This window comes from Butyricicoccus pullicaecorum DSM 23266 (genome assembly GCF_900167005.1).
GTDB classification, from domain to species: Bacteria; Bacillota; Clostridia; order Oscillospirales; family Butyricicoccaceae; genus Butyricicoccus; species Butyricicoccus pullicaecorum.
In genome coordinates, this window is the sequence record NZ_FUXW01000002.1 from 28,924 (window position 1) to 55,003 (window position 26,080).

A 26,080-nucleotide genomic window follows, 5' to 3' on the forward strand; every position below is an offset into this window, starting at 1 on the left:
ATAAAACAACTCCTTTGCATGAGGTGAAATGAAAATATAGGGGGAGAAATCTCCCCCTATATTGGTGTTACAGATAACAGAAGATCTTGGCGATCTCGGCACGGGTGATGCGTGCGTTGGGCTGGATGGAGCCATCCTTGTAGCCGCCAACCAGACCGATGGCCGAGACGATTTGTACATGGGTCAGTGCCCAGTCCGGGATCTTTGCCTGATCGGTGTAGGTCTTGGAGCTCGGAACATAACCGCGGGGCAGGCTGCGCGAGATGACCGTCATAACCTCGGCGCGGGTGATGTTGGAGTTCGGATTAAAGCGACCGGTGGACGAACCTTCCATCAGACCTGCGCGGACGCAGGCTGCAATCGGGCCGCGTGCCCAAGAGGGAATATCGTCATTGTCGACGAAGTTCAGACCTTCTTCGGACGAGGTGTCCAGATTCAGCGTACGGGCGATCATGGCAGCGAACTCGCTGCGCTTGAGGTTGGAGTTCGGGTAGTAGTATTTCTTGCCGTCTACCGTCGAGCCCTGCATGATGCCGCGTGCCGCCAGACGGTCGATGTAGCCGGCAGCCCAGCTGGTACCGATGTCAACGAATGCGTGATCGGTGACCTTGCCGACCGTGATCGTCACAGCCTGACGGGACAGATTGCCCGCATCGTCAGCCGCTTCGATGACAACCGTATGCAGGCCAGCGCCCAGCGAACCGGTGGGAACCGAGATGGAAGCCGAAGCCTCGTCATACTTTGCCGAGCTCAGGTTACCGTTGAGGTATGCCTTGACGTTTTTGCTGCGTACCGGATATGCACCGTTCTCCTGCGTGATCTTGGCGGTTACGGTGACCGAGGAACCGACCGATGCGGTTGTCGGCGCCGAGGTAAAGGAGATCGCCGGCGCACCGGTGGACAGGGGAGCGGTCTCGCTGACCTGAATGTGGTCGAGGTAGACTGAGCCGCTGCCGGTGATGCGCAGACCGGTGAGTGCCTGTGCACCGTCCGGTGCCTTGCACGACAGGAACTGCCAGTTTGCAGATGCAGTCGGGCCGAATGCCGCCTCGACGGTCTCACCGTCTGCCGTGGTGAAGATACCGGTCAGCGTTGCCGAACCGTCTGCCTTTGCCCAGAGCGAAACGGTCGGGGTCTTGGTAACAGCGGTCTGCGGGACGTTCAGTTCTGCCGAACCATTGACCGAAACCGCAAGCGCACCGTAGCCGCGGGCAACCTGATCGGCGTCCTTGGTCAGGGTAAGCGCAGTGCCATCCGACGTGGTCAGCGGCTGGCTGGATTCAAAGTCTGCAATCGTGGTCAGATCCTGCGGTGCGCCCATGCCGACCGTTACCGGAATGGACTTGGAGTAGCTGTCGTAAGAGACAACGATCGAGCCCGAACCCTTCTTGGTACCGGTGAACACACCGTTTTTATCGATGGTGCCGATATCGCCCTTGACCGTCCAGGTCAGCAGATCGTCGCGGGACGCGGTGGTAAAGCCGTTATAGAATACGGTAGCGTCCAGATCGATGCTCTCGTCGGCCTTGACCGATACCGAGGAGATTTCCTTGCCGCTCGAGGAGATGGTTGCCGAGGTGATGGCGCCAACGACCATGAGCTGCATTTCACCGGTTGCCGAACCCGACTGCGCGTAGACAGAAACCGGGCCAGTGGAGGAACCAGCGTGGAACTGGTTGTCCGATACCGAGCCGACGCCGCCGGCTACCGTGTAAGTGACTTCGCCGGGCAGGGAGGTCTTGACCGAAGCATCGTCCATCGCGGTGGTAGAGAAGGTCGTGGACGCGCCAGCCAGTACATAGCGGGTGACCGGCTGCATGTAGAGATAGGTTGCCACGCCGTCCGACTTCTTGTTGTTGACCAGAACGATGAAGTTGGAGACCTTGCGCTCGGAGCCGTCCGACGGCCTGGAAATGAGCTTGGAGGTGGACTCGCCGGGCTGCTGAATGCTCATCATGGACGAGCCGCCGCCGTCGAGACAGACAGCCGTGGTGCAGCCGCGTGCAATCATCTCTTCGGCCAGTGCGTTGGCGTTGAGGCCGCGGCTGTAAGAGGACTCGCCGTCGACCTCAAAGATGACAACCGTGCCGTCAGCCTTGGTGCCGACTGCTGTGCGGGCACAGTTTGCGGATGCACGGTCAATGGAAGTCGGGGTAGCCTGGCCGTTTGTGACCAGAGCCTTGCCGCCGACGGCGTACTTGACCTCATCCCAACCCTTCATCATGGTGTTGAAGGTGATGGTCAGCTCTTCGCCGATCGGATAGTCAATCCAGGCCGACTTGCAGTCATCGCGCTTGGTGAGAATCATCTGGTTTTCACCGATGGCGAAGGACTCCGAGCCGCTGACCTTGCCGACGACCTTGAACTTCGCCGGATGTCCGATGCGCAGATCGTTCTTGTTCTCGTATTCCAGAATGATGCTCTGTCCGGGGGTCGAGAAGCGGGTCTGACTGTAATAGTAGGAGTCGAGCAGATAGAGGCCGACCGAGGTGCGGGTCTTGTTGTAGCCGTATACACCGACGTTGCCCGACGCACCGGAAACCGTGATGGAGCTTACCGGCGTGCCGATGACTGCCGAGCCGTCTGCACGGAAGCCGACTGCATTCTGCCAGGTATTGCACGCGATAATGCGGCCATTGTCCACGACTAGACCGGTCGGAATACCGTTTTCGGTCGAGAAGAAGTCGGCGTTGACGCCGCCGATGACATCATAGCCCTGACCTTCCAGACGGGAAATCATCTGAGACAGGGTGATCTTGTTGCCATAGAACTGGGTACCCGAGCGCACACCCATGGGAGTGACCGCCGACGAAGGGGTGTACTCGATGGCGTTGGCACGCTGGGTGCCGGCGGAGTTTATGGCATAGGTATTGGAATAGGTTGTACCGGAACCGATCCGATACGAGTAGGTGAACCCACCATCGATCAGGGAGGCACCCGCCGCACTTACGAGCAGAACGGCGGATAATCCCACTGAAATCAAGCGGGTAACAAGCGGATGTTTCATGATTCAGCTCCTTATGCAAAAGTGTAGGGGGACAGAAAAACACCGTCCCCCATAAAGAATATTATACGCCAAAACGACAGGCGAATCAATGAAATTTTACTGGAAAAAGATAGTCGTGCAGATCGGAAATGCACAAAATCTGCGATCTGTTCGGAAATCAGATCGATTTGAGCGTGCGCTCGACGACCTCACCCAGACGCGGGCTGCGCACACGGCAGTCTGCCACCTGGTCATAGATGGGCTTGCGCATCTGGTAGAGTCTGCGCGTCTCGGCCAGCTTGTCCTCCTTTTCGAGCAGGGGACGGTTGGTCGAGTGCGACAGGTTTTTGACGATACGGAAGAATGGCGTGTCGAGCAGAATGAGCAGACCGGTGCGCTTAATGATCTCGACATTCTCGGGGCGCAGCACGGTTCCACCGCCTAGGGACAGCACACAGCCTTCCTCACGTTCGGAAATTTCGGTTACATATTTGGTCTCCAAATCGCGGAAATAAGGCTCACCATGCTGGGCAAAAATTTCCGGGATGGTCATGCCTTCCTGCGCCTCGATATAGCGGTCGAGATCGATAAACGGCAGGCCGGTCAGACGGGCGACCTTGCGGCCGACCGTGGTCTTGCCACTGCCCATGAAGCCGCACAGCGCAATGCTGCGCTTGTGGTACTTGTCGTGCAGACGCTTGCGCGCCATCTGTCCATACATGCGGCGCAGGATAGAGTCGCAGGCCGCGTCGGCAAACTGCGCATCGTACCAGATGGTCTGCGCACGCGCAGCCTGCATGACCAGCATGAACAGACCGTCACGTGTCTTGGTGCGCTTAGGGTTAGCGAGCTTCATCAGTGCAGTCACCGGCGGATTGTAGATCGCGTCAAAGACATAGCTGACCTTGTGCGGCAGGAAGTACAGCGGACTCTTGTCCTCGTGTGGGAACATACCGAGCGGGGTCGCGTTGAGAACGATCTGGATATCTCTGGGAATGCGGCGGCGGGTGCAGGTGAAGCACTTGGCACCGGGCAGAACCTCTACAAGCTGATCGCGCAGCGCGTCCGCCTTCTCAAGATTGCGTCCGCTGATGTAAAGTGATGCACCTTCACGCAAACAGTGGTAGGCCATAACTGCCGCTGCACCGCCATATCCGAGCAATAATACCTTCTTTCCGCGCAGGGAAATGCCATCCTTCTCAAGTGACTCTGCAAAGCCTAAAATGTCGGTGTTAAAGCCGATCGCTTTACAGTCCCGGAAGGCGACTGTGTTGACCGAGTGCAGGTCTGCCGCACTCGGGTCGACCTCGTCGAGCAGCGGGATGACCGCTTTCTTGTGCGGGATGGTCAGGTTGATGCCGGCGAGTTTTTGCCTGGCCAGTGCGAGCGCGTCAGAAAGCTTTTCGGGCGGCACGGTGACCGCGATGTAGTCGGCATCCCGACCGGTCGCCGCGAAGAGTGCGGCGTGCAGGTCGGGACTCATAGTGTGACCGAGCGGATAGCCGAACAGCGCGTAGGTCTCGCGCTGGGACTCGAAGGTCTGGAATTCTTCAAAAGACAGCAGCATGACAATCAGCCTCCCAAGCGGTGCAGTGCGTCGAAGAAATCGGGGTAAGAGATGGCGACGACGTTCTCGTCTAAGATCTCGCTGTCACCCGAGCAGGCCAGTGCACAGACAGCCATGCTCATGGCGATGCGGTGATCGTGGTAGGTCTCAAAGGCCGCACCGTGCAGCGGACGACCGCCGCGGATGATCATACCGTCCTCGGTTTCGGTTACATCTGCACCGGCTCTGGACAGCTCGCTGACCATCGCAGCGATGCGGTTTGACTCCTTGACTTTGAGCTCTGCCGCGTCGCGGATGACGGTCTCGCCCTGCGCGAAAGCGGCTGCGACTGCGAGTACAGGCAGCTCGTCGATCAGACGCGGAATGACCGCGCCGCCGATCTCCACGCCGTGCAGCTGAGACGAGCGCACGGTGATATCGCAGATGGGTTCGCCCTCGTCGCGCAGGTTGGAAAGCGTGATGTCAGCGCCCATGTTCTTGAGTACCTCGATCACACCGTCGCGGGTCGGATTGACGCCAACATCACGAATGGTAATTTCGGAGTTCGGGACGATGGCACCGGCAACCAGGAAGAAAGCAGCCGAGGAGATATCTGCCGGAACGACCACGTCACGTGCGGTCAGCTTTTCCGGGGGATAGAGCGTGATACGGCAGCCGTCGGTGTCCACGCGGCAACCCAGTGCGCGCAGCATGCGCTCGGTGTGATCGCGCGAGGGCGCAGGCTCGATGACGGTCGTCGGGGTGTCAGCATACAGACCGGCCAGCAGGATGGCGCTCTTGAGCTGTGCCGAGGCAACCGGCAGGGTGTATTCGATGCCGTGCAGCTTGCCCGGACGGATGGTCAGGGGACAGAACTTGTCGTCCACACCGGTGATGTCCGCGCCCATCTGGCGCAGCGGCTGGATGATGCGCCCCATCGGGCGCTTCTCGATGGAAGCGTCACCGGTGAGCGAGACCTCGAAGGACTGACCGGACAGAATGCCCGAGATCAGACGGGTGGTGGTACCGCTGTTGCCGGTGTACAGGCGCTCGGTGGGTTGCTTGAGACCGTGCAGACCGACACCGTGTACGGTGACCGTGCGGTCGTCACCGACCTCAATCGGTACACCCATCTTGCGGAAACAGTCGATGGTGGACAGACAATCCTCGCCCATCAGAAAGCCGGAGACGTGGGTCACGCCGTCGGCCAGCGCGCCCAGCATGACCGAGCGGTGAGAGACCGACTTGTCACCCGGCACCGAGATCGTGCCGTGCAGGCCGGTGGAAGGATGTAATTTCATAGCGCGTTACCTCGTTTCGGTGGAATCGGAAATGCGGTAGCTGCCCAGAATGCGGACGGTGGACAGCTCTTCGGACAGCTGGTAGATCATCGCGCGCACCGCAGGGTCGCACAGACTGCCCTCGAGATCGATGTAGAAGCGATAGTTCCAGGGCGTCTCGGGCAGCGGACGGGAGTGAATCTCGGTGAGATTGATCTCGTGATCGGCACAGACCGACAGCGCGGCCGCGAGCGAGCCGTTTTTGTGGGGCAGGGTGAAGACGAGCGAAATGCGGTTGTCGTCCGAGCGTGCGGACAGACCGCGGCTGACCGCGATGAAGCGGGTCTGATTGGTCTTGTCGTCGTTGATGTTGTGCGCGAGGACGGTCAAGCCGTAGAGCGCAGCAGCCTGTTCCGAGCATACCGCTGCCAGCGTCAGATCGCCCGAAGCCGCGACCATCTGCGCGGCAACCGCGGTGTTTGCAGCTTCCTGCTGTTCGAGACCGTGCTCTTTGAGGAAGTTCTGACACTGACCGAGGGCAGGTTTGATGGAATACGCCGTGCGCACCGATTGCAGCGTTGCACCGGGGCAGGCACACAGACAGTTGTAGATGTGGTCGACGTGGGAGTGCGAGATGTGCAGATCGTACTGCACGAGCAGGTCACACGCCTCGTGGATGGTGCCCACGGTCGAGTTTTCGACCGGAACGACACCGGCATCGGCACGGCCTTCGCTGACCGCGCGGAACACGTCCTCAAAGGTGGGAACGTGGCTGACTTCCTTGGCATCCGGGAACATGGCCGCTGCGGCCTGTGCCTGATAGGAGGCCGGCAACCCCTGATAGACCACACGGGCGGGCTGATCGCAGCGCGGTGCAAGGGTCAGCTCCAGACGGGCGGGTTCACAGGACAGGATGGTCTCATACTGGTGCTTGCGCGATACACGCATGACCGATTTGAGCATGGACACATATTCCTGACGCAGACCGTCGGGCGCCTGTGCGCCCAGCGTTTCGAGCAGATACTGTTCGCGGTCGGGCTTTAAGATGGCATCACCGGTCTTGAGCTTGTAGGCTGCGACCTGCTCAGCACAAGCCATGCGGCGCAGGAAGAGCTGCTGAATCTGCTGATCGATGGCAGTGATTTCTGCGCGCGTCTCGTCGAGGGGACGGGGATTATTCTGCATAGCCGTGACCCTCCAGGTAGAGATCGGCGAGCGCGACGGCTGCTGCGGCCTCGATGACCGGAGCGGCGCGGGTGACGATGCAGGGATCGTGACGGCCGTGGATCTCCAGCGGCTCGACCTTACCGGTCGTGACGTTCAATGTATTCTGACGCTTGGCAATGGACGGGGTAGGCTTGATGGCTGCGCGGAACAGAACGGGCATGCCGCTCGTGATGCCGCCCAGCACACCGCCGTTGTTGTTGGTCTCCGAGCGTACCTGGCCGTTTTCGTCCAGATACATCGGGTCGTTTGCATGCGAGCCGCGATACTCGGCAAAGCCGAAGCCCACACCGAACTCGACACCCTTGACCGCCGGGACGGCGAACAGGATGGAGGACAGACGGGACTCGACCGTGTCCATCATGGGCGAACCCAGACCGGCGGGCAGACCGACGGCAGCGCACTCGATGACACCGCCGACCGAGTCGCAGTCGTTGCGTGCGTCCTCGATAGCGGCCAGCATAGCGGTCAGCGCACGGGGATTGATGACCGGGTATTCCTGCATGCGCAGAGCGTCCAGTTCCTCAGCCGAGACGGCAACGTCGTCGAATGCAGTGTCCTGAATCTGAGCGATGGACTGGATATGTGCGCCGACCGTGATGCCCTTCTGCTTGAGATAGAGCTTGCACAGCGCACCGGCAAAGACCAGCGGAGCGGTCAGACGGCCGGAGAAGTGGCCGCCGCCGCGGGGGTCGTTGAAACCGTGGAAGCGCACCGAACCGGTGTAGTCTGCATGACCCGGACGGGGCTGGGCGAGCAGCGCCTGATAGTCCTGCGAGCGGGTGTTGGTGTTGCCGATGACCGCACAGATGGGGGTGCCGGTGGTCTTACCGTTGTAGATACCGGACAGAATCTGCGGCAGATCGGATTCCTTGCGGGCGGTGGATTGCTTGTTGCGGCCGGGTGCACGGCGCTCCATCTCGCGCAGTACGAACGCCTCGTCGTAGTCAATACCGGACGGGAAGCCGTCGAGCACAACGCCGATACCGGCACCATGCGATTCACCGAAGATGGAAATTTTGAGTGCGTTGCCCCAGGTAGAACCCATGTGGCGCACCTCCTTAGATTACAGATTTAAGATAAGCGGGTGCAGCGTTTCGGCTGCGATGGGTACGATTTCGGCCTTGCCGGGGGTGCGTACCAGAATAAAGTTGACGGTTGCGCCCATTTTTTTCTTGTCGGACAGCAGAGCGTGGAAGATTTCCTCGCGGTCATTGGTGAGTTCGGTGGGCAGACCAACCTTTTGCAGAATATCGATCAGACCGGGGAGCAGATCGGTGTCCGTGCCCAGCTGATTGGAAATCTGCATGGCAGCGACCATGCCGATGGCGACCGCCTGACCGTGCGTGAGCGCGGTGTAGTTGCCCAGTTTTTCGGCAGCGTGACCGACCGTGTGACCGAAATTCAGAATCATGCGCAGACCGGTGTCGCGCTCATCCTGTGCCACAACGTCGCGCTTCATCTTGACACATTCATAGATGATGTTCTCGATGTTTGCGCGGTAATCGGGTGCGGATACCATAGAAAGAATGTCCGGGTTTGCGATGTAGCCGGCCTTGATGACCTCAGCCATGCCGTCTACGAAGGTCTGCGCGGGCAGCGTGTCCAGCACGTCGGGATCGATGAGCACCAGACGGGGCTGGTAGAACGCGCCGACCAGGTTTTTGCCTTCGGGCAGATCGACACCGGTCTTGCCGCCGACCGAGGAGTCGACCTGCGCGAGCAGGGTGGTCGGTACCTGGCACAGCGAAACACCGCGCAGGAAGGTTGCGGCAGCAAAGCCGGTGATATCACCGGTCACACCGCCGCCCAGTGCGATGACCAGATCCTTGCGGGTCATACCGGCTTCCAACAGATCGCGGTAGATGGTCTCGACGGTTGTCAGACGTTTATACGCTTCGCCAGCCGGGATGACGGTCGAGGAGACCGGCAGATCGAACTGGGAAGCGAGCTTGTCAAGGTACAGCGGGGCGACGTTGGAGTCGGCGACGATGTGCACACGGCTGGGGGAAAAGACCTCAAGGATGTGCGACGCCGCCTGACCGAGCAGACCGCGGCCGATGAGAATATCCGAGCGGGACGAGGTACCGCTGAGGGTGAGCTGTTTCATAAGGGTCAACGCTCCTTTATGTTAGACGTTCCGGAAGACCGGATAGTTCCGAAAATTGACAGAATGCGCGCCGAAAAAGTTTCAGCGCGCATGGATTTGCCTGGACTTAAAAATCAGACTTCGCGGCCGACAGCTTCCGCGATGCGGCGAATGGAGGTCATGGTCTCCTGGAACGAGTCGTAGGTCAGGCTCTGCGCGCCGTCGGACAGCGCGTGTGCGGGGTCGTTGTGTACCTCGATGATGAGGCCGTCCGCGCCGGCAGCAATGGCAGCCTTTGCCAGGGGCTCTACCATCCAGTAGATGCCGCCTGCATGGGACGGGTCAACAACGACCGGCAGATGGCTCATACGCTTGAGCACCGGAACCGCCGAGATATCCAGCGTGTTGCGGGTGTAGGTCTCATAGGTACGGATACCGCGTTCGCACAGAATGACATTCTCGTTGCCGCCAGCCATGACGTATTCAGCCGACATGAGGAACTCTTCCATGGTGTTTGCGAAGCCGCGCTTTAAGAGGACGGGCTTGCGGGTCTGACCGAGCTCCTTGAGCAGATCGAAGTTCTGCATGTTGCGTGCGCCGACCTGGAAGCAGTCGCACTTATCCATGAACAGCTCGATGTTCTTGGGGTTGGTGATCTCGGTGACGACCGGCAGACCGGTTTCCTTGTGTGCCTCGTGCAGCAGCTCCAGACCTTCGGCCTTCAGACCCTGGAAGGAGTACGGGGAAGAGCGGGGCTTCCAAGCGCCGCCGCGCAGAACGGTTGCGCCCTGTTCCTTGACGTGCTTTGCCACATCAATGATCTGCTCGCGGCTCTCGACCGAGCACGGGCCAGCCATAACGACGATCTTCTTGCCGCCGATGACCACGCCGGGAGCGATCTCGACCGTGGTATCCTGCGGATGCATGCGGCGGTTTGCCAGCTTGAACGGCTCCTGTACCTTGGTGATGCGGTCGACCTGGGGATCGCGCAGCAGCGCGTCCTTGTCGACAGCGGCGGTGTCGCCGACCAGAGCCAGAACGGTGGTGCCGGTGCCGACGACCGTGTTAACGTGGATGCCGTACTGTTCGTTCAGCCAGTGGGAGAGATGGTCGATGTGTTCGTTGGTTGTGCCGTCTTTCATGACTACGATCATGGTGATTTCTTCCTTTCGATCTATGGGGATTTGAATTTAAAAACGTGATTTCAGAGGGACTCTGGAAAATAAAAAAGTCCTCCGTCCACAAACAGTTAGGGACGAAAGACAAACATTCCGCGGTACCACCCACATTCGGCACAGATTTGGCTGCGCCGCACTCATTTTTCGGATACAACATATCCTATCCCGTTAACGGAGGAATCCCGGCAAAGCCTACTGTGATTCAGCTCTGCGGCTCACGAGGGAACTTCATTTGGTCGGCGCCTGCGTCCACTTACAGTCTGGATGGACACTCCCTGAAAAGCGCGGATGACAAAACTACTTCCTCGGTCATCGCTTTTTTCAATATACGCCTTTATTATATCACTCAGCTAAAGAATGTCAAGCGTGGTCGAAGATTTTTTTGAAAACTTTTGGGACAAGGGTTCTGTGCAGGTGAGGGGTGGACATAGACTTGGGACAGGTGATGCAAAATGGACGAAAAGAGCAAAGGTTTACAGGCGTATGCGCAGGCAATTTCCTGCCTGCCGCCGCGATTGACACACGCGGCACTGAGTTTGCCGGATGATATCCGACTGCACGCAGAAGAATTGCGCCTGCGCGCGGGCCGACCGCTGTATTGGTGCGCAGGCGGTGTGGAACACGAGATTGCGGGCGAACCCATCCGCACCGAGGAATTGCGGGACACGCTGGCACGTGCCAGCCGGTGGTCGGTACATACCTATGAAGACCCCATTCGGCAGGGTTATCTGCCGCTTGCCGGCGGGCACCGCTTGGGCGTGTGCGGTACGGTGTCGATGGAAAGTGGACGACCAACCGGCGTGCGCACGGTGTCCTCACTGTGTCTGCGCATCGCGCGAGCCGTGCCGGGCGCGGCTGCGGCTTGTTTGGAGGACATACAGAACGGGGAACAGGTGCACGGCACGCTGATTCTGTCCCCACCGGGCGGCGGCAAAACCACATTTCTGCGTGATCTCATTCGCCAGCTGTCGCAGCAGGGTATCCGGGTGGCGGTTGCGGACGAGCGCGGTGAACTGGCCGCTATGCGCGGCGGGATGCCGCAGTTTGACCTCGGCCCCTCGTGCGACGTGCTCGACGGCTGCCCTAAGGCGGTCGGCGCTTTGCAGCTGGTGCGCACCATGACCCCGCGCGTGCTGGCGCTCGATGAGATCACCGACCCGGCCGATCTGGACGCCGTGCGCTTTGCCGCCAACTGCGGTGTGACCGTGCTGGCGACCATCCATGCCGCAGGTCGGGAAGAGCTGACGCGCAAACCGTTTTTCCGTGCGCTGTGCGATACCGGAGCCTTTACCCGTCTGGTTGTGCTGACCGCCGACGGTGACCGGCATGACAGCCGGATTGAGCATCTGGAAGGAGGGAAGCCGCCATGCTGCTGACCGCGATGGGCGCGATGCTGACGCTGGGGGCATGTGCGACACTGGGAATGGCGGCGCGCGGCAAATTGCGCCGCCGTATTTCAGTCCTGTCGTCTATGCTGGATGCGTGTACGTTTTTGCGTGCCGAGATTGAAGGCCCGCATACTCCGCTGCCCGACCTGATCGAAGTCCTAGCGCACAGCCAGAATCCCGACCAGAGAAGACTGTTCGGGGAGATGAAAAAGCGGATGGAACAGTCTCCGGGTATGTCGCTCGGCTATCATTGGAGCAGTACGGTGCGCGATCTGCGGGAAGAATTACAGCTTGGAGAGGAGGCGGCAGCCATTTTGCGCGACGCATCGGCATTTTTGGGACGGTATGACACATCCCAGCAGCTGCAATGTCTGTCGTATGCCATGACCCGGCTGGAGAGCTGCCGACAGCAAGCGTGCGAGGCCTACCGCAGACACGGCAGCGTGTACCGTACCTGCGGCATCGCGGCAGGCATCTTCGTGGTGCTGATTTTGATTTGACGGGAGGAAAGACCATGCAGGTCGATTTGATTTTCAAGATCGCGGCCATCGGCATTCTGGTCGCGGTCTTTAATCAGCTGCTCATCCGATCAGGACGAGAAGAGCAGGCCATGATGACCACCCTGGCTGGTCTGATCGTGGTGATGATGGTGCTGGTACAGCAGATCAGCAATCTGTTTACACTGATGAAGTCGGTGTTTGGATTTTGAGCGGGCAGATGGTAACGCTGATCGGGGCGGCATTGGCCGCAGCCGTCCTGGCACTTGTGCTCAAAAAGGACAGCCCGGCGCTCGCGCTGATGGTCGCGGTGGCCGGGGTGCTCGTGCTCATGACCGGACTGATCGAACCGGCTGGGCAGCTCATCCACGCGGCCAAAAGTTTACTGTCTGAGCTGGACGGCTCTGAGACCATCTACGTTCCGATCATCAAGGCAGTCGGGATTGCCGCGGCGGTACGGATTGCGGGTGCGGTATGTCAGGATGCCGGACAGGCCGCGCTTGCGGCACAGTTGGAGCTTGCCGGAACGGCGGCAGCGATCGTGGTCTGCCTGCCGCTTTTGACCGAGGTGCTCGAGCTGGTCAACCGTATGATCGTCTGACGGACAGATGAGGAAAGGCAGGAGGAAGATGAAATGGCATGTAAGATGCAGGAATGTGATGCGGCAGCTTGTCTGCCTTGTGAGCTGTATTTTTCTGTGTATCGGGATCGCAGGTGCGACCGATCAGACCACCGCTGCCGCGCAGCAGCAGGCGGACAGCCAGAGCGGTGTGCTGGTTGGTTCGCTGACCGGACAGTCGGCGGCACTCATGGACGGGGTGACGCTGGACGACGGCGTGGGACAGGCGGCAGCCCAGCTTTTGGACAACTTGGAGGGCAGCGGACGGACAGCGTGGACGGCTGCACTGACCAGTCTTGGCAAATTGCTCGTGGTGGCAGTTATCTGCGGTATTTTGCAGAGTGCCCGCGCAGCGGCAGGCGGCAGCGACCTGCCAATTGTGACGATGGCGGGTGCATTGGGCATGACCGGGGTCTTTCTGAGCGACCTGAGCGGTATGATGACACTATGCGAGGACACCCTGCACGAGGTGTCGACCTTTTCCAAGGCCATGCTGCCCGTGATGGCCGGTGCAATCTCGGCAACCGGTGCACCGACGACCGCAACCGTACTGCAAGGGGTGACCATGTTTTCGTTCGACCTGCTTGTGCGATTTTTGACCGGACTTTTGCTGCCGGGCGTCGGGGTATACATCGGGGTCGTGACCGTCAACACCGCGATCGGCGGCGGATTGCTCGGTCAGCTGGCCGGGTTTATCAAGTGGGTCATTACGGGCAGCATGAAACTGACCCTGACCGTGTTTATCGCCTACCTGACCATCTCCGGGGTCATTGGTGGCAGCGCAGATGCCCTTGCGGTCAAGACTGCCAAGTTTGCTGTATCCGGCTCGGTGCCCGTCGTGGGCGGTATCATCTCAGACGCTGCCGAATCCATGCTGGCAGGTGCTATGCTCATCCGCAATACAGTGGGCGTCATCGGCATGCTGTGCATCGCAGCGATTTGCCTGATTCCGTTTTTGAAGGTGGGCTGTAATTACCTGCTGTTTAAGGCCGGAGCGGCTGTACTGACACCGGTGTGCGGCAGTGCGCTGTCTGGTCTGGTTGCTGGACTGAGCGACAGTATGGGACTGATGCTGGGCATGCTCGGCACCTGTTCGGCAATTTTATTTTTTGAACTGGTATTTTCCATCACGCTGGTGAATCCAATATGATAGAGCTGTTTCAAACCATGCTGACCGGTGTCGCGGCAGCGGCGCTGTGCGGCGGGGCGGCACTGGCACTGACCAGAGGCAACGCCCTGCGTGAGGTCATCCGTCTGGCGGGCGGTCTGGCTGTTCTGCTGGCCGTGCTCCAGCCGTTGACCGGACTGCGGCTGCCCGATCTTGCGGGCAGTATCCGCCAGACCGTGCAGGACAACGCAGCACAGAGTGCGCAGTATCAGCAGGAGAACGAGGCGGTGCTGGCAGAGGCAGCCGTGCAGAGCATTGTCGATTACATCGAGCAGCGCGCGGCACAGCTTGGCGTTTCCTGTACCGTGACCCTTGTAGCCAGTCAGGACACGGACGGACGCACCGTGCTGACCGGGTTGACCCTGACCGCACAGGAGACCGAACAAAGCGAGCGGGAGACGATTGAAAGCATGATCGTGTCGGAATGCGGCATACCAAAGGAGCTTGTGACATGGAACTGGATCGAATAAAAATGCAGGTGCGGGAGGGGCTTGGCAGACTGCTGCCGCGTCTGAGTCAGTATAAATACGCCCTGATCGTGCTGCTTGTGGGCATTTTGTTGTTGTACGCAGGCGGCGGCGCACGGGATAGACCGGAGTCGAGCCAGCCCAGCGGAACCGAGGAGGCAGGCTTTGACCTGGACAGTTTTGAACAGGAGCTGACCGATAAGCTCAGTAAGATCGCGGGGATTGGACGGGTGGAGCTCATGCTGTCGCTCGAGCAGACCGGGGAGTCGGTTTACGCCTCCAATATCCGGGAGTCGGAAAGCGGCAGCGAGAGCGGTTCGTATGAGAGTACCTTGTCAACGGTCTCGGATGGCAGTTACGGGGAACAGCCTGTGCGCATCAAGGAGACCTGTCCGACCTTTCGCGGCGCGGTCGTGCTGTGCGATGGTGCGGGCGCGAGTGGGGTGAGATTGGCTGTGACCGAGGCGGTCGGCGCGGTTTGCGGACTGGGCGCAGATAAGATTTCGGTCATTCAGATGGGAACGGACAGATAAAACGAGCAGAAGGAGGCATATATTTATGGCAACGGGTAAAAAACGAGGTTTGGTGTACGGTGTGATTGGCGTCATGCTGTGCGCAGCGATCTATCTCAACTGGAGCTATGTCCAGTCACCCGAGGAACTGCTGGTCGCCGGACAGGCCGACGCCGAGCTGTCGGGTGCATCGGTGATGCAGAGCGGATCGGAAGAAGAGACTGCGGCCGATACGCAGGCGACCGTGACTTCGGGCAGCGATTACTTTGCACAGTCGAGACTGGCACGCGAGCAGGCGCGAGACGAGGCAATCAGCATTTTGCAGACCAGTTTGCAGGATGAGAAGGCCGACGAAAAGACCAAGGAAGATGCCGCAGGCCAGATTTCCCAGCTCGCGGACGATTCGGTGACCGAAGCAAGGGTGGAAAGCCTCATCAAGGCCAAAGGCTACGCGGACGCGGTGGTTTTCGTCAGTGCAGAGGCGGTAAATGTGATTATTCAGCCGCCCGCGGCCGGATTCCAGGCCGAAGACGCAGCTGTGGTGCGTGATATCGTTATGAGTGAGACCGGTGCGTCAGCCGATCAGATCAAGATCGTAGAGGCTTCATAAATAAATCTGTTTTGGGACTTAAATTTTTGCCGCTTGTGTGGTATAATACTTCAAATAGCTTTATTTTGAAGATTCCGCCAAAGGAGAGTGGCAGTATGGCAGAGCATAAGGATTATTGGGTCACTGCCGGTGACCAGGGTACGATCAAGATTTCTGAGGATGTCGTCGCGTCCATCGCGGCGCTGGCTGCGGCCGAGACCGAGGGCGTCGGCGGTCTGGCTGCCGGTCTGACGGCTGAGATTGCAAGCCTGCTGGGCAAGAAGAGCCAGAACAAGGGCGTGCGCGTGCAGCTGGGCGAGCAGGATACGGTCGGCGTAGAGCTGAGCATTCTGGTCGAGTTTGGCAAGAGCGTGGGCGAGGTTGCACTGGCCGTTCAGAAGGCTGTCAAGGCAGCGGTTGAGTCCATGACCGGTCTCAAGACTGCGGTTGTGAATGTCGTCGTGAGCGGCGTAACCTTTGATCAGCCCAAGCCGACAGAGGAAGCGCTGGCACCGGTTGAGTCGTAACTTCATACAAAACAAAAAAGCACGCGTAAGCGTGCTTTTTTATTATACTTTTTCCGGTTTTCCAAGTTTGCGATACTGTGTAAAGTACATGGTCAGGGAGGAAGCTGCGCCGCCGACAAAGTTGCTGATGGGTTCCGCCAGGAAGACACCGGTTATGCCGAGTCCGAACAGATGGGGGAGGATGAGCGTTAAGGGCACAACGATGATGATTTTACGGAAAAGAGAGAAGAAAATGGCATGTTTGGAACGTCCGAGTGCGACAAAGACCGACTGACCGGTAAATTGCAGGGACATCATAAAGTAGCCGAAGAAATAGAGATGCAGCGCGGGAATTGCGGCAGAGACCAGATTGGGGTCATCGTTAAAGAGCAGAACGAAGGGCGCGGGGAAGAAGAACAGGATTGCCCAGCATGCCGTCGCGTAGATGACGCCGGATACCACAGTGAAGCGGATGGCTTTTTTGACGCGCTCCCACTGAGATGCGCCGTAGTTGAAGCTGATGACCGGCTGTGCACCGTTGGTTAGACCACTGACCGGCATCTGGACGACTTCGCGAATGGCAATCAATACGGTCATAACACCGACGTAGAGATCACCGCCGAAGGCCTGTGCGGTCGAGTTGCAGGCAATCTGTACGACACCGTTGGTGCCCATTGCGATGAAGTTGCTCATGCCGAGGCCGATGATTCGGCGAATGCGATGCCATTCCCAGCGGAATGCATGGGGACGCAGACGCAGAAGTGCGCGTTTGCTGAACAGGAAGCCGAGTGCCCAGAGAGCGGAGACCGCCTGCGAGCAGATGGTAGCCAGTGCGGCACCGGCAACACCCATGTCAAGCACGAAGATAAACAGCGGATCAAGGATCAGATTGAGCACAGCACCGATGGAGACGGTCAGCATGCCGATTCCGGCAAAGCCCTGGGTGTTGATGAAATAGTTCATGCCCAGCGCGATCATAACGAAGATCGTGCCGACTAAGTAGATGCGCAGATAGCTTGTCGCATAGGGCATGGTCTCTGCGCTGGCACCGAACAAAGTGAGGATGGGGTGTAAAAACAGTTCGCCCAGGATGGTGAGCAGCAGACCGCAGCCGACCAGCAGGACAAAAGAGGTGTTCTGTACCTGTTCGGCTTCCTGAATGTCACCGCGTCCGCGTGCCATTGAGCAGATCGGCGCGCCGCCCATGCCAAACAGACCGGAAAAGGCAGAAATAACCGTGATGACCGGCATACACAGTCCGACACCAGTCAGCGGCAGAGCGCTGTTTCCGATATGTCCGATAAAGACGCGGTCGACAACATTGTAGAGCACATTGACAAGCTGTGCCAGCATTAGCGGCACGGCCAAACGGATGATGTTACCCGACACGCTGCCGCGTGAAAAATCATTTTGCATCGGTGAAATCCTCCTTGTTCGGAAAAAAGAACGGTATTCTTAAATTTATTATAACATAGATTTTACTGTTGTGATATACAAACGTGATACAAAAATTTTTCAAAACAAGGGGTTGACAAACGGGAAACACGAGCATATAATGCAGTACATAAAGTAACACAGCAAACCAATGAGTGAGAGGAGTAACCTCACAGAGTTGCTTGCAAAGAGAGCCGTGGATGGTGGGATCACGGTCAGGCACAGTGTGGTGAATGGACTCACGAGGGCGAGGGTGAAAGGCGTTTGTGCCGATTAGCTTTCGACGGGATCTCCACCCGTTACCAAGGGAGCATGCATGATGGTGCATGGAGCGAGCGGGTAAATATTTTTATTTACCAATCTGGGTGGTACCGCAGGAGTCAATTACAGCTCTTGTCCCTGAGAAAATCAGGGGCAAGAGCTTTTTTTAATGCTTGCCGCCAGGCGCAGACCGACCATCAAAATACAAACCGAGCCGCAAGGCGCACTATTTTGGAGGTATTTACGATGAAAAAGAAGACGATTGCAATGGCACTGGCAGCACTGACCGCAATGATGAGCCTGACCGCGTGCGGCGGCGGACAAACCGCAGAGAGCACGACGGCGGACGGCGAAAAGGAACAGTACACGATTGGCGTTGTACAGTATGCGACCCACCCGTCGCTGGATAACTGCTATGAGGGTTTTGTACAGGGTCTGGCAGCCGAGGGCTTTGTGGAGGGTGAAAACCTGACCATCGAGTTCCAGAACGCACAGGGCGATACCGGAAACTGTGACCTGATGGCAAAGACCATGGTCACCAACAAGGTTGACCTGCTGGCAGGCATTGCAACCCCGGCGGTTATGAGTGAGTACAGCGCAGCCAAGAACAGTGATATCCCGATCGTGTTCACTGCGGTTTCCGATCCGGTTTCGGCAGGACTGGTCAAGTCCATCGAGGAGCCGGGTACCAACTGCACCGGTACTTCGGATGTTCTGCCGCTGGAAGCACAGGTCAAGATGATCCGTGCATTCCTGCCGGACGCAACTAAGATCGGTGTCGTTTATACCACGAGCGAACCCAACTCGGTCAGCCAGCTGGAACGTCTCCAGACCATCGCAGCCGATAACGGCTTTGAGGTCATCGCAGTAGGCGTCACCAATTCGTCTGAGGTCGCATCGGCGGCAGCGTCGGTCGTTGCACAGGGTGCCGACTGCATCAATAACTTCACTGATAACAACGTCGTTGACAATCTGGCATCGGTCATCAAGGCAGCAAACGACGGCGGTATCCCGGTCTTTGGTTCGGAGATCGAGCAGGTCAAGAATGGCTGTCTGGCAGCTGAGGGTATTGACTACGTCGCACTGGGCGAGCAGACCGGCCGCATGGCAGCACAGGTGCTCAAGGGTGAGGACGTATCCACCATGCCGGTTGAGGAGATTAAGGAATCGACCCCGGTATATAACAAGACGGTTTGCGAGGCGCTGGGTCTGACCCTGCCCGAGGCATATCAGAACGCGGAGGATGTCAGCGCATCGTAATCTCACCGCGAAACGCAAGAAAGGAACACACTTATGGATATTCTGCTTGGTCTGCTCGTCAACGTCCTGGAAGAGGGTCTCATCTATGGCGTTATGGCGATGGGCGTGTACATCACCTATAAAATTCTGGATTTTCCCGATCTGTCGGTTGACGGCAGCTTCCCGATGGGCGCGTGCGTGACTGCCGTGCTCATCACAGCGGGTGTCAATCCGTGGCTCGCATGCATCGGTTCGTTCGTGTGCGGTGCGGTTGCAGGCTGCGTGACCGGTCTCCTGCATGTCAAATTGCATATCAGCGATCTGTTGTCGGGTATTTTGGTGATGACCGGTCTGTATAGTATCAACCTGCTGATTACCGGTGGTCAGGCGACCATGCAGTTTTACAATCAGAATACCATCTTTACATCGGGCCCGGCAGCGCTGCTGCCCGAGGCAGTCAAGTCTTACCGCGTCATCATCGTCGCGCTGATCGCGGTTGTTATTGTTAAGGTATTGCTCGACCTGTATCTGAAAACCAAGTCCGGTCTGCTGCTGCGCGCAGCGGGTAGCAATGCACAGTATGTCGTCTCGCTCGGACGCGACCCGGGCAAGATGAAGATTATCGGTTTGGCCATCGGCAACGGCTGCGCCGCTCTGTCGGGTGGATTGCTCAGCCAGCAGACCGAGACCGCGAATATTGCAAGCGGTACGGGTATGGTGGTCATGGCGCTGGCTTCGGTCATCATCGGCACCAGCCTGTTTCGCCGTGTGAAGTTCATCAAGGCGACCTGCGCGGTCGTACTGGGTGCGATTTTGTATAAGGCTTGTTTGGTCATTGCGATGCAGCTTGGTCTGCCGACCAACCTGCTCAAACTGCTCATGGCAGTCCTGTTCACCGTCGCCCTGGTTTCTAATAATCTGGTCTCCAAGAGGAGGAAAAAGCAGTATGTCGATCCCGTCCAGCGCTGAGCGTGCACAGCATAACCTCGTGAGCATGCAGCATATTTATAAGACGTTTAACCCGGATACGGTCAGCGAGGTGACCGTGTTCCAGGACTTTAATCTGGATATTCCGCGTGGACAGTTTGTCTCGGTCATCGGCTCGAATGGCTCGGGCAAGACGACCATGCTCAATCTGCTGTGCGGCAGTATTCCGATTGATATGGGTGCAATCTATCTGGGCGGTAAGACGCTTAAGGGACTTAAGGAGTACCAGAGAGCGGGAAAGATTGGTCGTGTATTTCAGGACCCGTCCCGCGGCACCTGCCCGGAATTGACCATCTTGGAAAATATGGCACTTGCCGATAATAAGGGCAAAGTGTTCGGTCTGGGTCGAGGCGTCAACCGTCGCAGAATGGATGAATACCGCACCCAGCTGGAACGCCTCAAACTCGGCTTGGAAGATAAAATGGATATCCCGGTAGGCAGCCTGTCAGGCGGTCAGCGTCAGGCACTGGCGCTGCTGATCTCCACGATGACCCCGATTGAACTGCTGATTTTGGATGAACATACCGCAGCTCTTGACCCCAATTCGAGCGCAACGGTCATGGAACTGACCGATCAGATCGTGAAAGAAAAGAATCTGACTGCGCTGATGGTTACCCATAACTTGAAATTTGCCGTGCAGTATGGCAATCGCCTGCTGATGATGCATCAGGGTCGCGCTGTGATCGATGCGGCAGATGCGGAGAAGGAAAAGCTCCAGATGAATGATATTTTGGAGAAGTTTAATACGATTAGTTTGGAACTCGGCAATTCTCTATGATTTCGCCCACAGGCGAATTAAAGTTTGGATCAAACCTTTTCAAAGGTTTGCGGAGTCTTGAGGCAGAGCCTCAAGTCGCGGCTCGCAAGCCGCGAAATCCCCTTTTTGATTCCGGTCTTTTGACCGGAATCAACCAAAATAAAAAAATAAAAGCGCGTCCACAGACGCGCAATTCTCTGGAAAGACCGTCCGACAGGACGGTCTTTCCTTTTGTGTTTTGTTTTAGTTGAAACCCGGGTGGGACACCGGGTTTCAAAGGGGAATTTCGCCCGTTGCGACGGGCGACTCAGGGCGCTGCCCTGAGAACCCGCAGCCTTTGAAAAGGCTGGCGAAACTTTTAGTGTTGGGTGCGGTGGTTTGGGTTAGGCTTGCGGTCTGGGATCGTCGTCGAACGCAGCTAGTGCATAGCGCAGCGCCAGCATGAGCGCTTCTTTTTCCTCCGAAGAGTTCGACGCTTCAATCAAATCGCGATACCGTCTGCTGACCGCGCCGCGCAGGTCATCCTGCTGTAAGTAGCGCCAGACCGGCTTTTTGGGTACGGTCTCGTCCACGACTTCACAGCTCAGAAAGACCTGTCCCAGTACCCGGCGCAGGGCAGTAAGGTTTGGCTCATAGATACGCTCACCGACCAGAGCAACTGTTGCACAGACACGGTCATGATTTTTTGGGATACGCTCAATAAGTACCTTCTGTAAACCGGTATCTGACGGGATGGGGGTCAAGTCAATTTCAAGGCGGGAAAATTCCACAGCCTTGGATTCAATAAACTGAGCCTTGATGGTTTCGCCGATTTCAATGCGCAGAAATCCTTTTCGGCCGGTCTCGGTGCTTGCGACTGCACTCATACCACCCGGGCAGCAAAAGACTGTACCGCCAGCGCGGCGCAGACCGCTGGGTGCGTGGTTGTGACCGGCAGCCAGATACGAGAATCCGCTGGCAGCGATCTCGTCGGGGGAATAGTGGTTGTATCCGCCGTCGGTTTTGAGGTCGGTATGTACCAGACAGATATTGACCGGACGGGAGAATTTGCGATGGGTGAGCGGAATGACCGCACTCTGGTCGTGGAAGGCTGCACCCCAAACGGTTGCCGCTTCACCCAGATGAACCGGTTCCAGTGTGGACTGGGTGAAAACATGCACATTGGAAGGCAGAGCGGAAGTCAGATAAGGACTGCCCGCGCAGATGTAGTCGTGATTGCCGGGAGCGATCAGAACCGGACAAGCTGCCTGAGATAAAATGGACATTGCACGGGAAAAGACCGTTGCCGAGGGCAGCGGAGAGTCGAACAAATCGCCTGCGATCAGGATTGCGTGCGCACGTTCCCGACCGGCTACGCGTACAGCGTGTTCTAGTGCAGCAAACTGCTTTTGCTGTGCGGACTCCGCAGCTTTTTGGGAGAGCATATCGAAAGCCGCGCCGAGGTGCAGGTCGGCGAGGTGGAGAAATCTGAGCATCGGGGAAAAAACCTCCTTATATCGTCCTTTTCATTATATCAGCGGCAGCAGGGGAATGCAACCGAAGACATTGGGGCGAGGAAAAGGCACAGACAAAAGCAAAAGCCCGCTCTTTCGAGCGGGCTTTCACCGGTTGTCTCACAAAATAAGGGGGTAAAAATAGGGGGGTAAAGAAACATTTGAAAGAATGATGGCATTTCTTCTATCAGGAAGGGTTTGCGGCATCCCTTGCTGATGTACTAAGTATACCCCACAAGTCAGGTGGATATGTGAATAAAGTTTGAACGACCTGTGAACCTTTTGTATCCCTTTTTCTTAAATTGTGAACAAATCATTTCAGTTCTTAAATTATAGCGTTCCACGGCGTTTTTTGGCACGAATATCGTCTCCAAAGAAGCGTAATTGTTCAAACTCGCCGGTCAGACGGGAGGCGATGGCCGGGGAATAACGCTTTTCAAATTCCGTAGGCAGGAGATTGGTGTTCACAATCATGGGACGGCGGCGCATGAGGCGGTCGGCGAGCAGGCCGTAGAGCGCAGAGACCGTGAACGCGGTCGCCATCTCGGTGCCCAGATCGTCAATGATGAGCAGGTCACACTGTTCATACTTGCGCACGCGGCGAGCGGCCTCGGACGCATCCGCAGCGCCAAACTTTACACTCTCGTAGCTGCTGAAGATACGGATGGAAGTGTCGTATGCGACCGAGAAGCCGTGTTCGGATACGACTTTTGCGATACAGGAAGACAGGAAGGTCTTGCCCAGACCGGTCGAGCCGTAGAGCAGCAGATTGGGAGAATGTACTGAGAATCTGTCCGCATACGCACGGCAGATCGACAGATTATATTCCATATTCTCGCGTGCCGACATGCCCAGACGGCCATCTGGCACATCGGAATAGTAGTCCAGACGGAAACGCTCGAAGTTCTGGTCTGTGATGGGGAGAATGGTGGATAACTCCTCGGTCAGACGGGCAGCATAGCGCTTTTTGAGGCAATCACACGGCTCGGTACCGACATAGCCGCTGTCGCCGCAGGCTTCGCACAGCGGTGTCTCATCCAGGTAGTTTGCGCCGAATCCATTCTGCTCAAGCAGCGCACGGCGCTGGGCTTGGAGTTCCAGATTGCGGGTCTTGAGCTGTTCGATGGCATCCGCCGGATCGTCTCCGGCAGCGAGCGCGGCGTGCAGGACGGCTGCTGCCGTGCCCGACAGTTCGCGGTCGATCTCGCGCACCCGGGGCAGACGGGCATAAACTTCTTCGCGGCGCTGCGCGAACAGTTCGGTGCGGGCGGTGTGTTCCCGTTCCATGTCCCGCAGGACGGAAGATAAAATCTCACGATTGTAGTGCATGGGTTATCCCTCCTCACGCGCAGCGCGGCGGCGCTTGACTTCTTCGAGCCATTCTTTTTCCCAGTCGGCCAGCTGTGCAGGCTGGGCAGATCCGGCAGCCGGGGCAGCGGCATTGCCGAACGGCGGCTCGGTGACCGGAGCGGTCGGTTGATTTTTGCGGATGGATTCCGGTTCCAGTGCGGTGATCTCAGCGACCGTGTGAACGCCCTTCTGATCCCAGGAGGACAGCATTTTACGCAGGTAGCTGGCCGAGAATTGACCGATGCCGCGCTTCATGCGCTGGATTGCAAGCTGCAACGTGTCGGGTGGGAATCCCTTTTCCAAACAAAGTGCGATGAGCGAGCGCTCTGCGGCAGTCGGCGCACGGCCAACCACGCCGAGTGTCTGAAAGAGTGCATCACGCAGCGGTTTTTCGGCTTCGACCTCGGACAGATAGCGCTGTGCGTCGGCGGTGGTCAGGATTCCCTTGTCCGACCAGATGCAGGCTTCCCGCTCGATATCACGGCCCTTGATGGCACCCTTGTCGCGCCCCAGATAGCTCAAAAGCTCAATGATGACTTCTGCGGGCAGACCGATGTGATTGTATACTGTATATAAGGTACGCTGTAAGGCATCGGTCAGCGGACGGCCGAGTATGCTTTCGGCGGTGTCGCAGACGGCGCGGAAGCGGTGGTCGTCCGCACGGGCGGCACGCAGCTCGGATGCCGTGTAGCGCGGCGCAGGGGACGGCGTGATTTCGGTGGCAGTGGGCGACTGCGCGATGGCAAGATTGGTCAGGGTAAAGACCGCACGTTCAAAGCGTTCTTTGGACAGCCGCAAATCGCGCATGGCCTGGGTCTCTTGAAAGCGATTGCCGTGCCGTATAATATAAAGATAGAGCAGCGCGGCGTCGCCGTCACCGCATTGGATGAGCTTGTCCGCGATCTCGCAGCGGATGACGCGGAACTCGCCCTCGGGCATCAAAAGGGATGCAAGGCTCATGGAAACCTCCAAACAGGCAAAGTGAAAAAATGCCGCCTCGACAGGGCGGTCTGAAACGAGATTATTATATCGTGTTTTGTCGGAATGTGCAAGGGGCGGGGCAAGACCGCGCATGACCAATGCCTGTTTGTATTGCCAGTGTTGGGCATATTGTGTTTCGGAATGTGAGACTTTGCGGGAGCAAAGCTGGAAGAAAGCAGATTCTTTGTCCAAAGGGCGTAGAACATCCAGAAAATTCCCTATAAATTTTCTCAATTTGACAGTGAAATCCCGGACATGATATAGTATAATTATATCTGGATTGGTATGGGTGCCACTGGCGCACCCGAACACGGAAATTGAAAGGACTAATTTCATGAGCCAAATTACGACAATCCTGCGTGGTGCACAAAAAGCCTACGAGACCCCTGTGCTGTTTCAGAGCGCGGGCGCATGGGTGAAGAGTGCGCTGGCAGAAGCGGGATTTCGGGAAGGGGTCATTGAGACGGCAGGAGACAACGTCCTGCTGATCGGTGCACCCTGTCCGGAACTGACCGCAGCAGAGTATCAGCGTCTGGTACAGAGCCATCTGGCCATCGGCGCAGATTTCACAGTGTTCGCCGCTCACATGCCGCCGCGCGATGCCGCCGACAGCATTACGCGCATTGCTCCGGATACTGTACCGGTCGTGTGCGCACGTACCGAAGCCCTTGCCGCCCTGCCGGACGGTGACCTGATCGCGGCTGTCAACCAGGCGATCAGTGCGGGTAAGTCGGTCGAGGTCGTTCTGGCCGAGCCGGTCGTGCCGGTTGTAGACGGCGTGAGCGCATTCGAGGCACAGAAGCGTCTGTGTGCGCGCATCAACATGCGTCACATTGCAGCAGGCGTACAGATTTTTGCACCCGACAGCGTGTACATTGCACCGGATGCAGTGATCGGCGCCGGAACGGTCATCCTGCCGGGAACCATCATTCGTGCAGGCTGCGTCATCGGCAGCGACTGCAAGATCGGTCCGAACAGCCTGCTTGAGCATGCTAAGGTCGGTGACCGCACGTCTGTCAACTCTTCTCAGGTTTACGAGAGCACCATCGGCGCAGATGCCACGGTCGGCCCGTTTGCTTATGTGCGCCCGGGCTGCAATGTAGGCAACAAGACCCGTATCGGTGACTTTGTTGAGCTGAAGAAGGCCGAGATCGGCAACGGCACCAAGGTTTCGCACCTGACTTATATCGGTGACGCAACCGTTGGTGAGCGTGTAAACTTTGGCTGCGGAACGGTTGTCGTCAATTATGACGGCTATCATAAATTCCATACTTATATCGGCGATGACTGCTTCATCGGCTGCAACACCAACCTTGTTTCTCCTGTTAAGCTCGGTGACCGTGTCTTCACGGCAGCGGGTACGACGGTGACCAAGGACGTGCCGGACGGCGCGCTGGCAGTTGCACGCGCACGTCAGACCACGCTTGAAGGCTGGAATGATAAGCGCCGCGCACGCATGGAAGCGGAAAAGGCTGATAAAAAATAAAAATGAATCTTAAAAATCAAAAAGAACAGTGTACGCAGGGGGT

General features: G+C 57.7%; 24 protein-coding genes and 2 other annotated features. Of the genes, 13 read left to right on the top strand and 11 right to left on the bottom strand.

The features are described 5' to 3' along the window. Positions 1 to 67: 67 nt before the first annotated feature. From B5D52_RS04210 to aroF, 7 genes are all read right to left on the bottom strand, one after another. Entirely contained in the window at positions 68 to 3,007 is a 2,940-nt protein-coding gene (locus B5D52_RS04210; protein WP_016146342.1) for an S-layer homology domain-containing protein, read from the bottom strand. Positions 3,008 to 3,164: 157 nt separating this feature from the next. Next, positions 3,165 to 4,553, bottom strand: coding sequence for a shikimate kinase (locus B5D52_RS04215; RefSeq protein WP_016146343.1), 1,389 nt, complete (start codon positions 4,551 to 4,553; stop codon positions 3,165 to 3,167). A 5-nt stretch (positions 4,554 to 4,558) separates the two neighbouring features. Then, positions 4,559 to 5,833, bottom strand: a complete 1,275-nt coding sequence (aroA, locus tag B5D52_RS04220) for a 3-phosphoshikimate 1-carboxyvinyltransferase (protein ID WP_016146344.1) — start codon at positions 5,831 to 5,833, stop codon at positions 4,559 to 4,561. Between the two features lie 6 nt (positions 5,834 to 5,839). After that, positions 5,840 to 6,997, bottom strand: coding sequence for a bifunctional chorismate mutase/prephenate dehydratase (locus B5D52_RS04225; protein WP_016146345.1), 1,158 nt, complete (start codon positions 6,995 to 6,997; stop codon positions 5,840 to 5,842). Continuing rightward, entirely contained in the window at positions 6,987 to 8,084 is a 1,098-nt protein-coding gene (aroC, locus tag B5D52_RS04230) for a chorismate synthase (protein ID WP_016146346.1), read from the bottom strand. Before aroC ends, B5D52_RS04225 begins: the two co-directional genes overlap by 11 nt. A gap of 18 nt (positions 8,085 to 8,102) precedes the next feature. Continuing rightward, positions 8,103 to 9,146 carry a 3-dehydroquinate synthase gene (gene aroB / locus B5D52_RS04235; protein ID WP_016146347.1) on the bottom strand — a complete coding sequence of 348 codons (1,044 nt, stop codon included), beginning with the start codon at positions 9,144 to 9,146 and terminating at the stop codon, positions 8,103 to 8,105. Between the two features lie 113 nt (positions 9,147 to 9,259). Then, the gene (gene aroF / locus B5D52_RS04240) at positions 9,260 to 10,279 is read right to left on the bottom strand and encodes a 3-deoxy-7-phosphoheptulonate synthase (protein WP_016146348.1); all 1,020 of its coding nucleotides are present in this window, start codon (positions 10,277 to 10,279) and stop codon (positions 9,260 to 9,262) included. A 94-nt stretch (positions 10,280 to 10,373) separates the two neighbouring features. Then, positions 10,374 to 10,625: a binding site (T-box leader), on the bottom strand. Between the two features lie 130 nt (positions 10,626 to 10,755). On the opposite strand from aroF, the gene B5D52_RS04245 reads away from it, so the two are divergent. The 9 genes from B5D52_RS04245 to B5D52_RS04285 all read left to right on the top strand — a co-directional run bounded on the left by B5D52_RS04245 (position 10,756) and on the right by B5D52_RS04285 (position 16,070). After that, positions 10,756 to 11,679 (top strand): type IV secretion system DNA-binding domain-containing protein, encoded by a 924-nt coding sequence (locus tag B5D52_RS04245; RefSeq protein ID WP_016146349.1) that lies wholly within the window; start codon positions 10,756 to 10,758, stop codon positions 11,677 to 11,679. Further along, positions 11,670 to 12,191: a stage III sporulation protein AB gene (locus B5D52_RS04250; protein WP_016146350.1), complete on the top strand. Its 522-nt coding sequence runs from the start codon at positions 11,670 to 11,672 to the stop codon at positions 12,189 to 12,191. The genes B5D52_RS04245 and B5D52_RS04250 overlap by 10 nt, the downstream gene beginning before the upstream one ends. A 14-nt stretch (positions 12,192 to 12,205) precedes the next feature. Then, the gene (gene spoIIIAC / locus B5D52_RS04255; RefSeq protein WP_016146351.1) at positions 12,206 to 12,400 is read left to right on the top strand and encodes a stage III sporulation protein AC; all 195 of its coding nucleotides are present in this window, start codon (positions 12,206 to 12,208) and stop codon (positions 12,398 to 12,400) included. Further along, positions 12,397 to 12,789, top strand: a complete 393-nt coding sequence (locus B5D52_RS04260; RefSeq protein ID WP_143287349.1) for a SpoIIIAC/SpoIIIAD family protein — start codon at positions 12,397 to 12,399, stop codon at positions 12,787 to 12,789. Before spoIIIAC ends, B5D52_RS04260 begins: the two co-directional genes overlap by 4 nt. A 79-nt stretch (positions 12,790 to 12,868) precedes the next feature. Further along, positions 12,869 to 13,957 (top strand): stage III sporulation protein AE, encoded by a 1,089-nt coding sequence (locus B5D52_RS04265; protein WP_207651144.1) that lies wholly within the window; start codon positions 12,869 to 12,871, stop codon positions 13,955 to 13,957. Further along, positions 13,954 to 14,445 (top strand): stage III sporulation protein AF, encoded by a 492-nt coding sequence (locus tag B5D52_RS04270; RefSeq protein WP_016146354.1) that lies wholly within the window; start codon positions 13,954 to 13,956, stop codon positions 14,443 to 14,445. Before B5D52_RS04265 ends, B5D52_RS04270 begins: the two co-directional genes overlap by 4 nt. Continuing rightward, positions 14,427 to 14,975: a stage III sporulation protein AG gene (locus B5D52_RS04275; RefSeq protein WP_016146355.1), complete on the top strand. Its 549-nt coding sequence runs from the start codon at positions 14,427 to 14,429 to the stop codon at positions 14,973 to 14,975. The genes B5D52_RS04270 and B5D52_RS04275 overlap by 19 nt, the downstream gene beginning before the upstream one ends. Positions 14,976 to 15,000: 25 nt before the next feature. Then, positions 15,001 to 15,564 (top strand): SpoIIIAH-like family protein, encoded by a 564-nt coding sequence (locus tag B5D52_RS04280; RefSeq protein ID WP_016146356.1) that lies wholly within the window; start codon positions 15,001 to 15,003, stop codon positions 15,562 to 15,564. Positions 15,565 to 15,659: 95 nt separating this feature from the next. Beyond that, entirely contained in the window at positions 15,660 to 16,070 is a 411-nt protein-coding gene (locus B5D52_RS04285) for an Asp23/Gls24 family envelope stress response protein (RefSeq protein WP_016146357.1), read from the top strand. Positions 16,071 to 16,112: 42 nt separating this feature from the next. On the opposite strand, the gene B5D52_RS04290 is transcribed toward B5D52_RS04285, so the two are convergent. Beyond that, on the bottom strand, positions 16,113 to 17,465 hold the full coding sequence (locus B5D52_RS04290; protein WP_016146358.1) for an MATE family efflux transporter: 1,353 nt from the start codon (positions 17,463 to 17,465) through the stop codon (positions 16,113 to 16,115). A 160-nt stretch (positions 17,466 to 17,625) separates the two neighbouring features. Continuing rightward, positions 17,626 to 17,887: a binding site (T-box leader), on the top strand. A gap of 103 nt (positions 17,888 to 17,990) precedes the next feature. Between B5D52_RS04290 and B5D52_RS04295 the strand changes: the two genes are divergently transcribed. Genes B5D52_RS04295 through B5D52_RS04305 form a run of 3 tightly spaced genes read left to right on the top strand, consistent with a single transcriptional unit; the run spans position 17,991 to position 20,748 of the window. Beyond that, the gene (locus tag B5D52_RS04295) at positions 17,991 to 19,004 is read left to right on the top strand and encodes an ABC transporter substrate-binding protein (RefSeq protein ID WP_016146359.1); all 1,014 of its coding nucleotides are present in this window, start codon (positions 17,991 to 17,993) and stop codon (positions 19,002 to 19,004) included. A gap of 33 nt (positions 19,005 to 19,037) precedes the next feature. Next, the gene (locus B5D52_RS04300) at positions 19,038 to 19,952 is read left to right on the top strand and encodes an ABC transporter permease (protein ID WP_016146360.1); all 915 of its coding nucleotides are present in this window, start codon (positions 19,038 to 19,040) and stop codon (positions 19,950 to 19,952) included. After that, complete coding sequence (locus tag B5D52_RS04305) at positions 19,930 to 20,748, top strand: ABC transporter ATP-binding protein (protein ID WP_016146361.1); 819 nt, start codon at positions 19,930 to 19,932, stop codon at positions 20,746 to 20,748. Before B5D52_RS04300 ends, B5D52_RS04305 begins: the two co-directional genes overlap by 23 nt. A gap of 362 nt (positions 20,749 to 21,110) precedes the next feature. On the opposite strand, the gene B5D52_RS04310 is transcribed toward B5D52_RS04305, so the two are convergent. The 3 genes from B5D52_RS04310 to B5D52_RS04320 all read right to left on the bottom strand — a co-directional run bounded on the left by B5D52_RS04310 (position 21,111) and on the right by B5D52_RS04320 (position 24,530). Continuing rightward, positions 21,111 to 22,202, bottom strand: a complete 1,092-nt coding sequence (locus B5D52_RS04310) for a metallophosphoesterase family protein (RefSeq protein ID WP_016146362.1) — start codon at positions 22,200 to 22,202, stop codon at positions 21,111 to 21,113. 348 nt (positions 22,203 to 22,550) lie between these two features. Then, positions 22,551 to 23,549, bottom strand: coding sequence for an ATP-binding protein (locus B5D52_RS04315; protein WP_016146363.1), 999 nt, complete (start codon positions 23,547 to 23,549; stop codon positions 22,551 to 22,553). Positions 23,550 to 23,552: 3 nt separating this feature from the next. Next, entirely contained in the window at positions 23,553 to 24,530 is a 978-nt protein-coding gene (locus B5D52_RS04320) for a DnaD domain-containing protein (protein ID WP_016146364.1), read from the bottom strand. Between the two features lie 355 nt (positions 24,531 to 24,885). Between B5D52_RS04320 and B5D52_RS04325 the strand changes: the two genes are divergently transcribed. Continuing rightward, positions 24,886 to 26,037, top strand: a complete 1,152-nt coding sequence (locus tag B5D52_RS04325) for a DapH/DapD/GlmU-related protein (protein WP_016146365.1) — start codon at positions 24,886 to 24,888, stop codon at positions 26,035 to 26,037. The last annotated feature ends 43 nt before the right edge of the window (positions 26,038 to 26,080 follow it).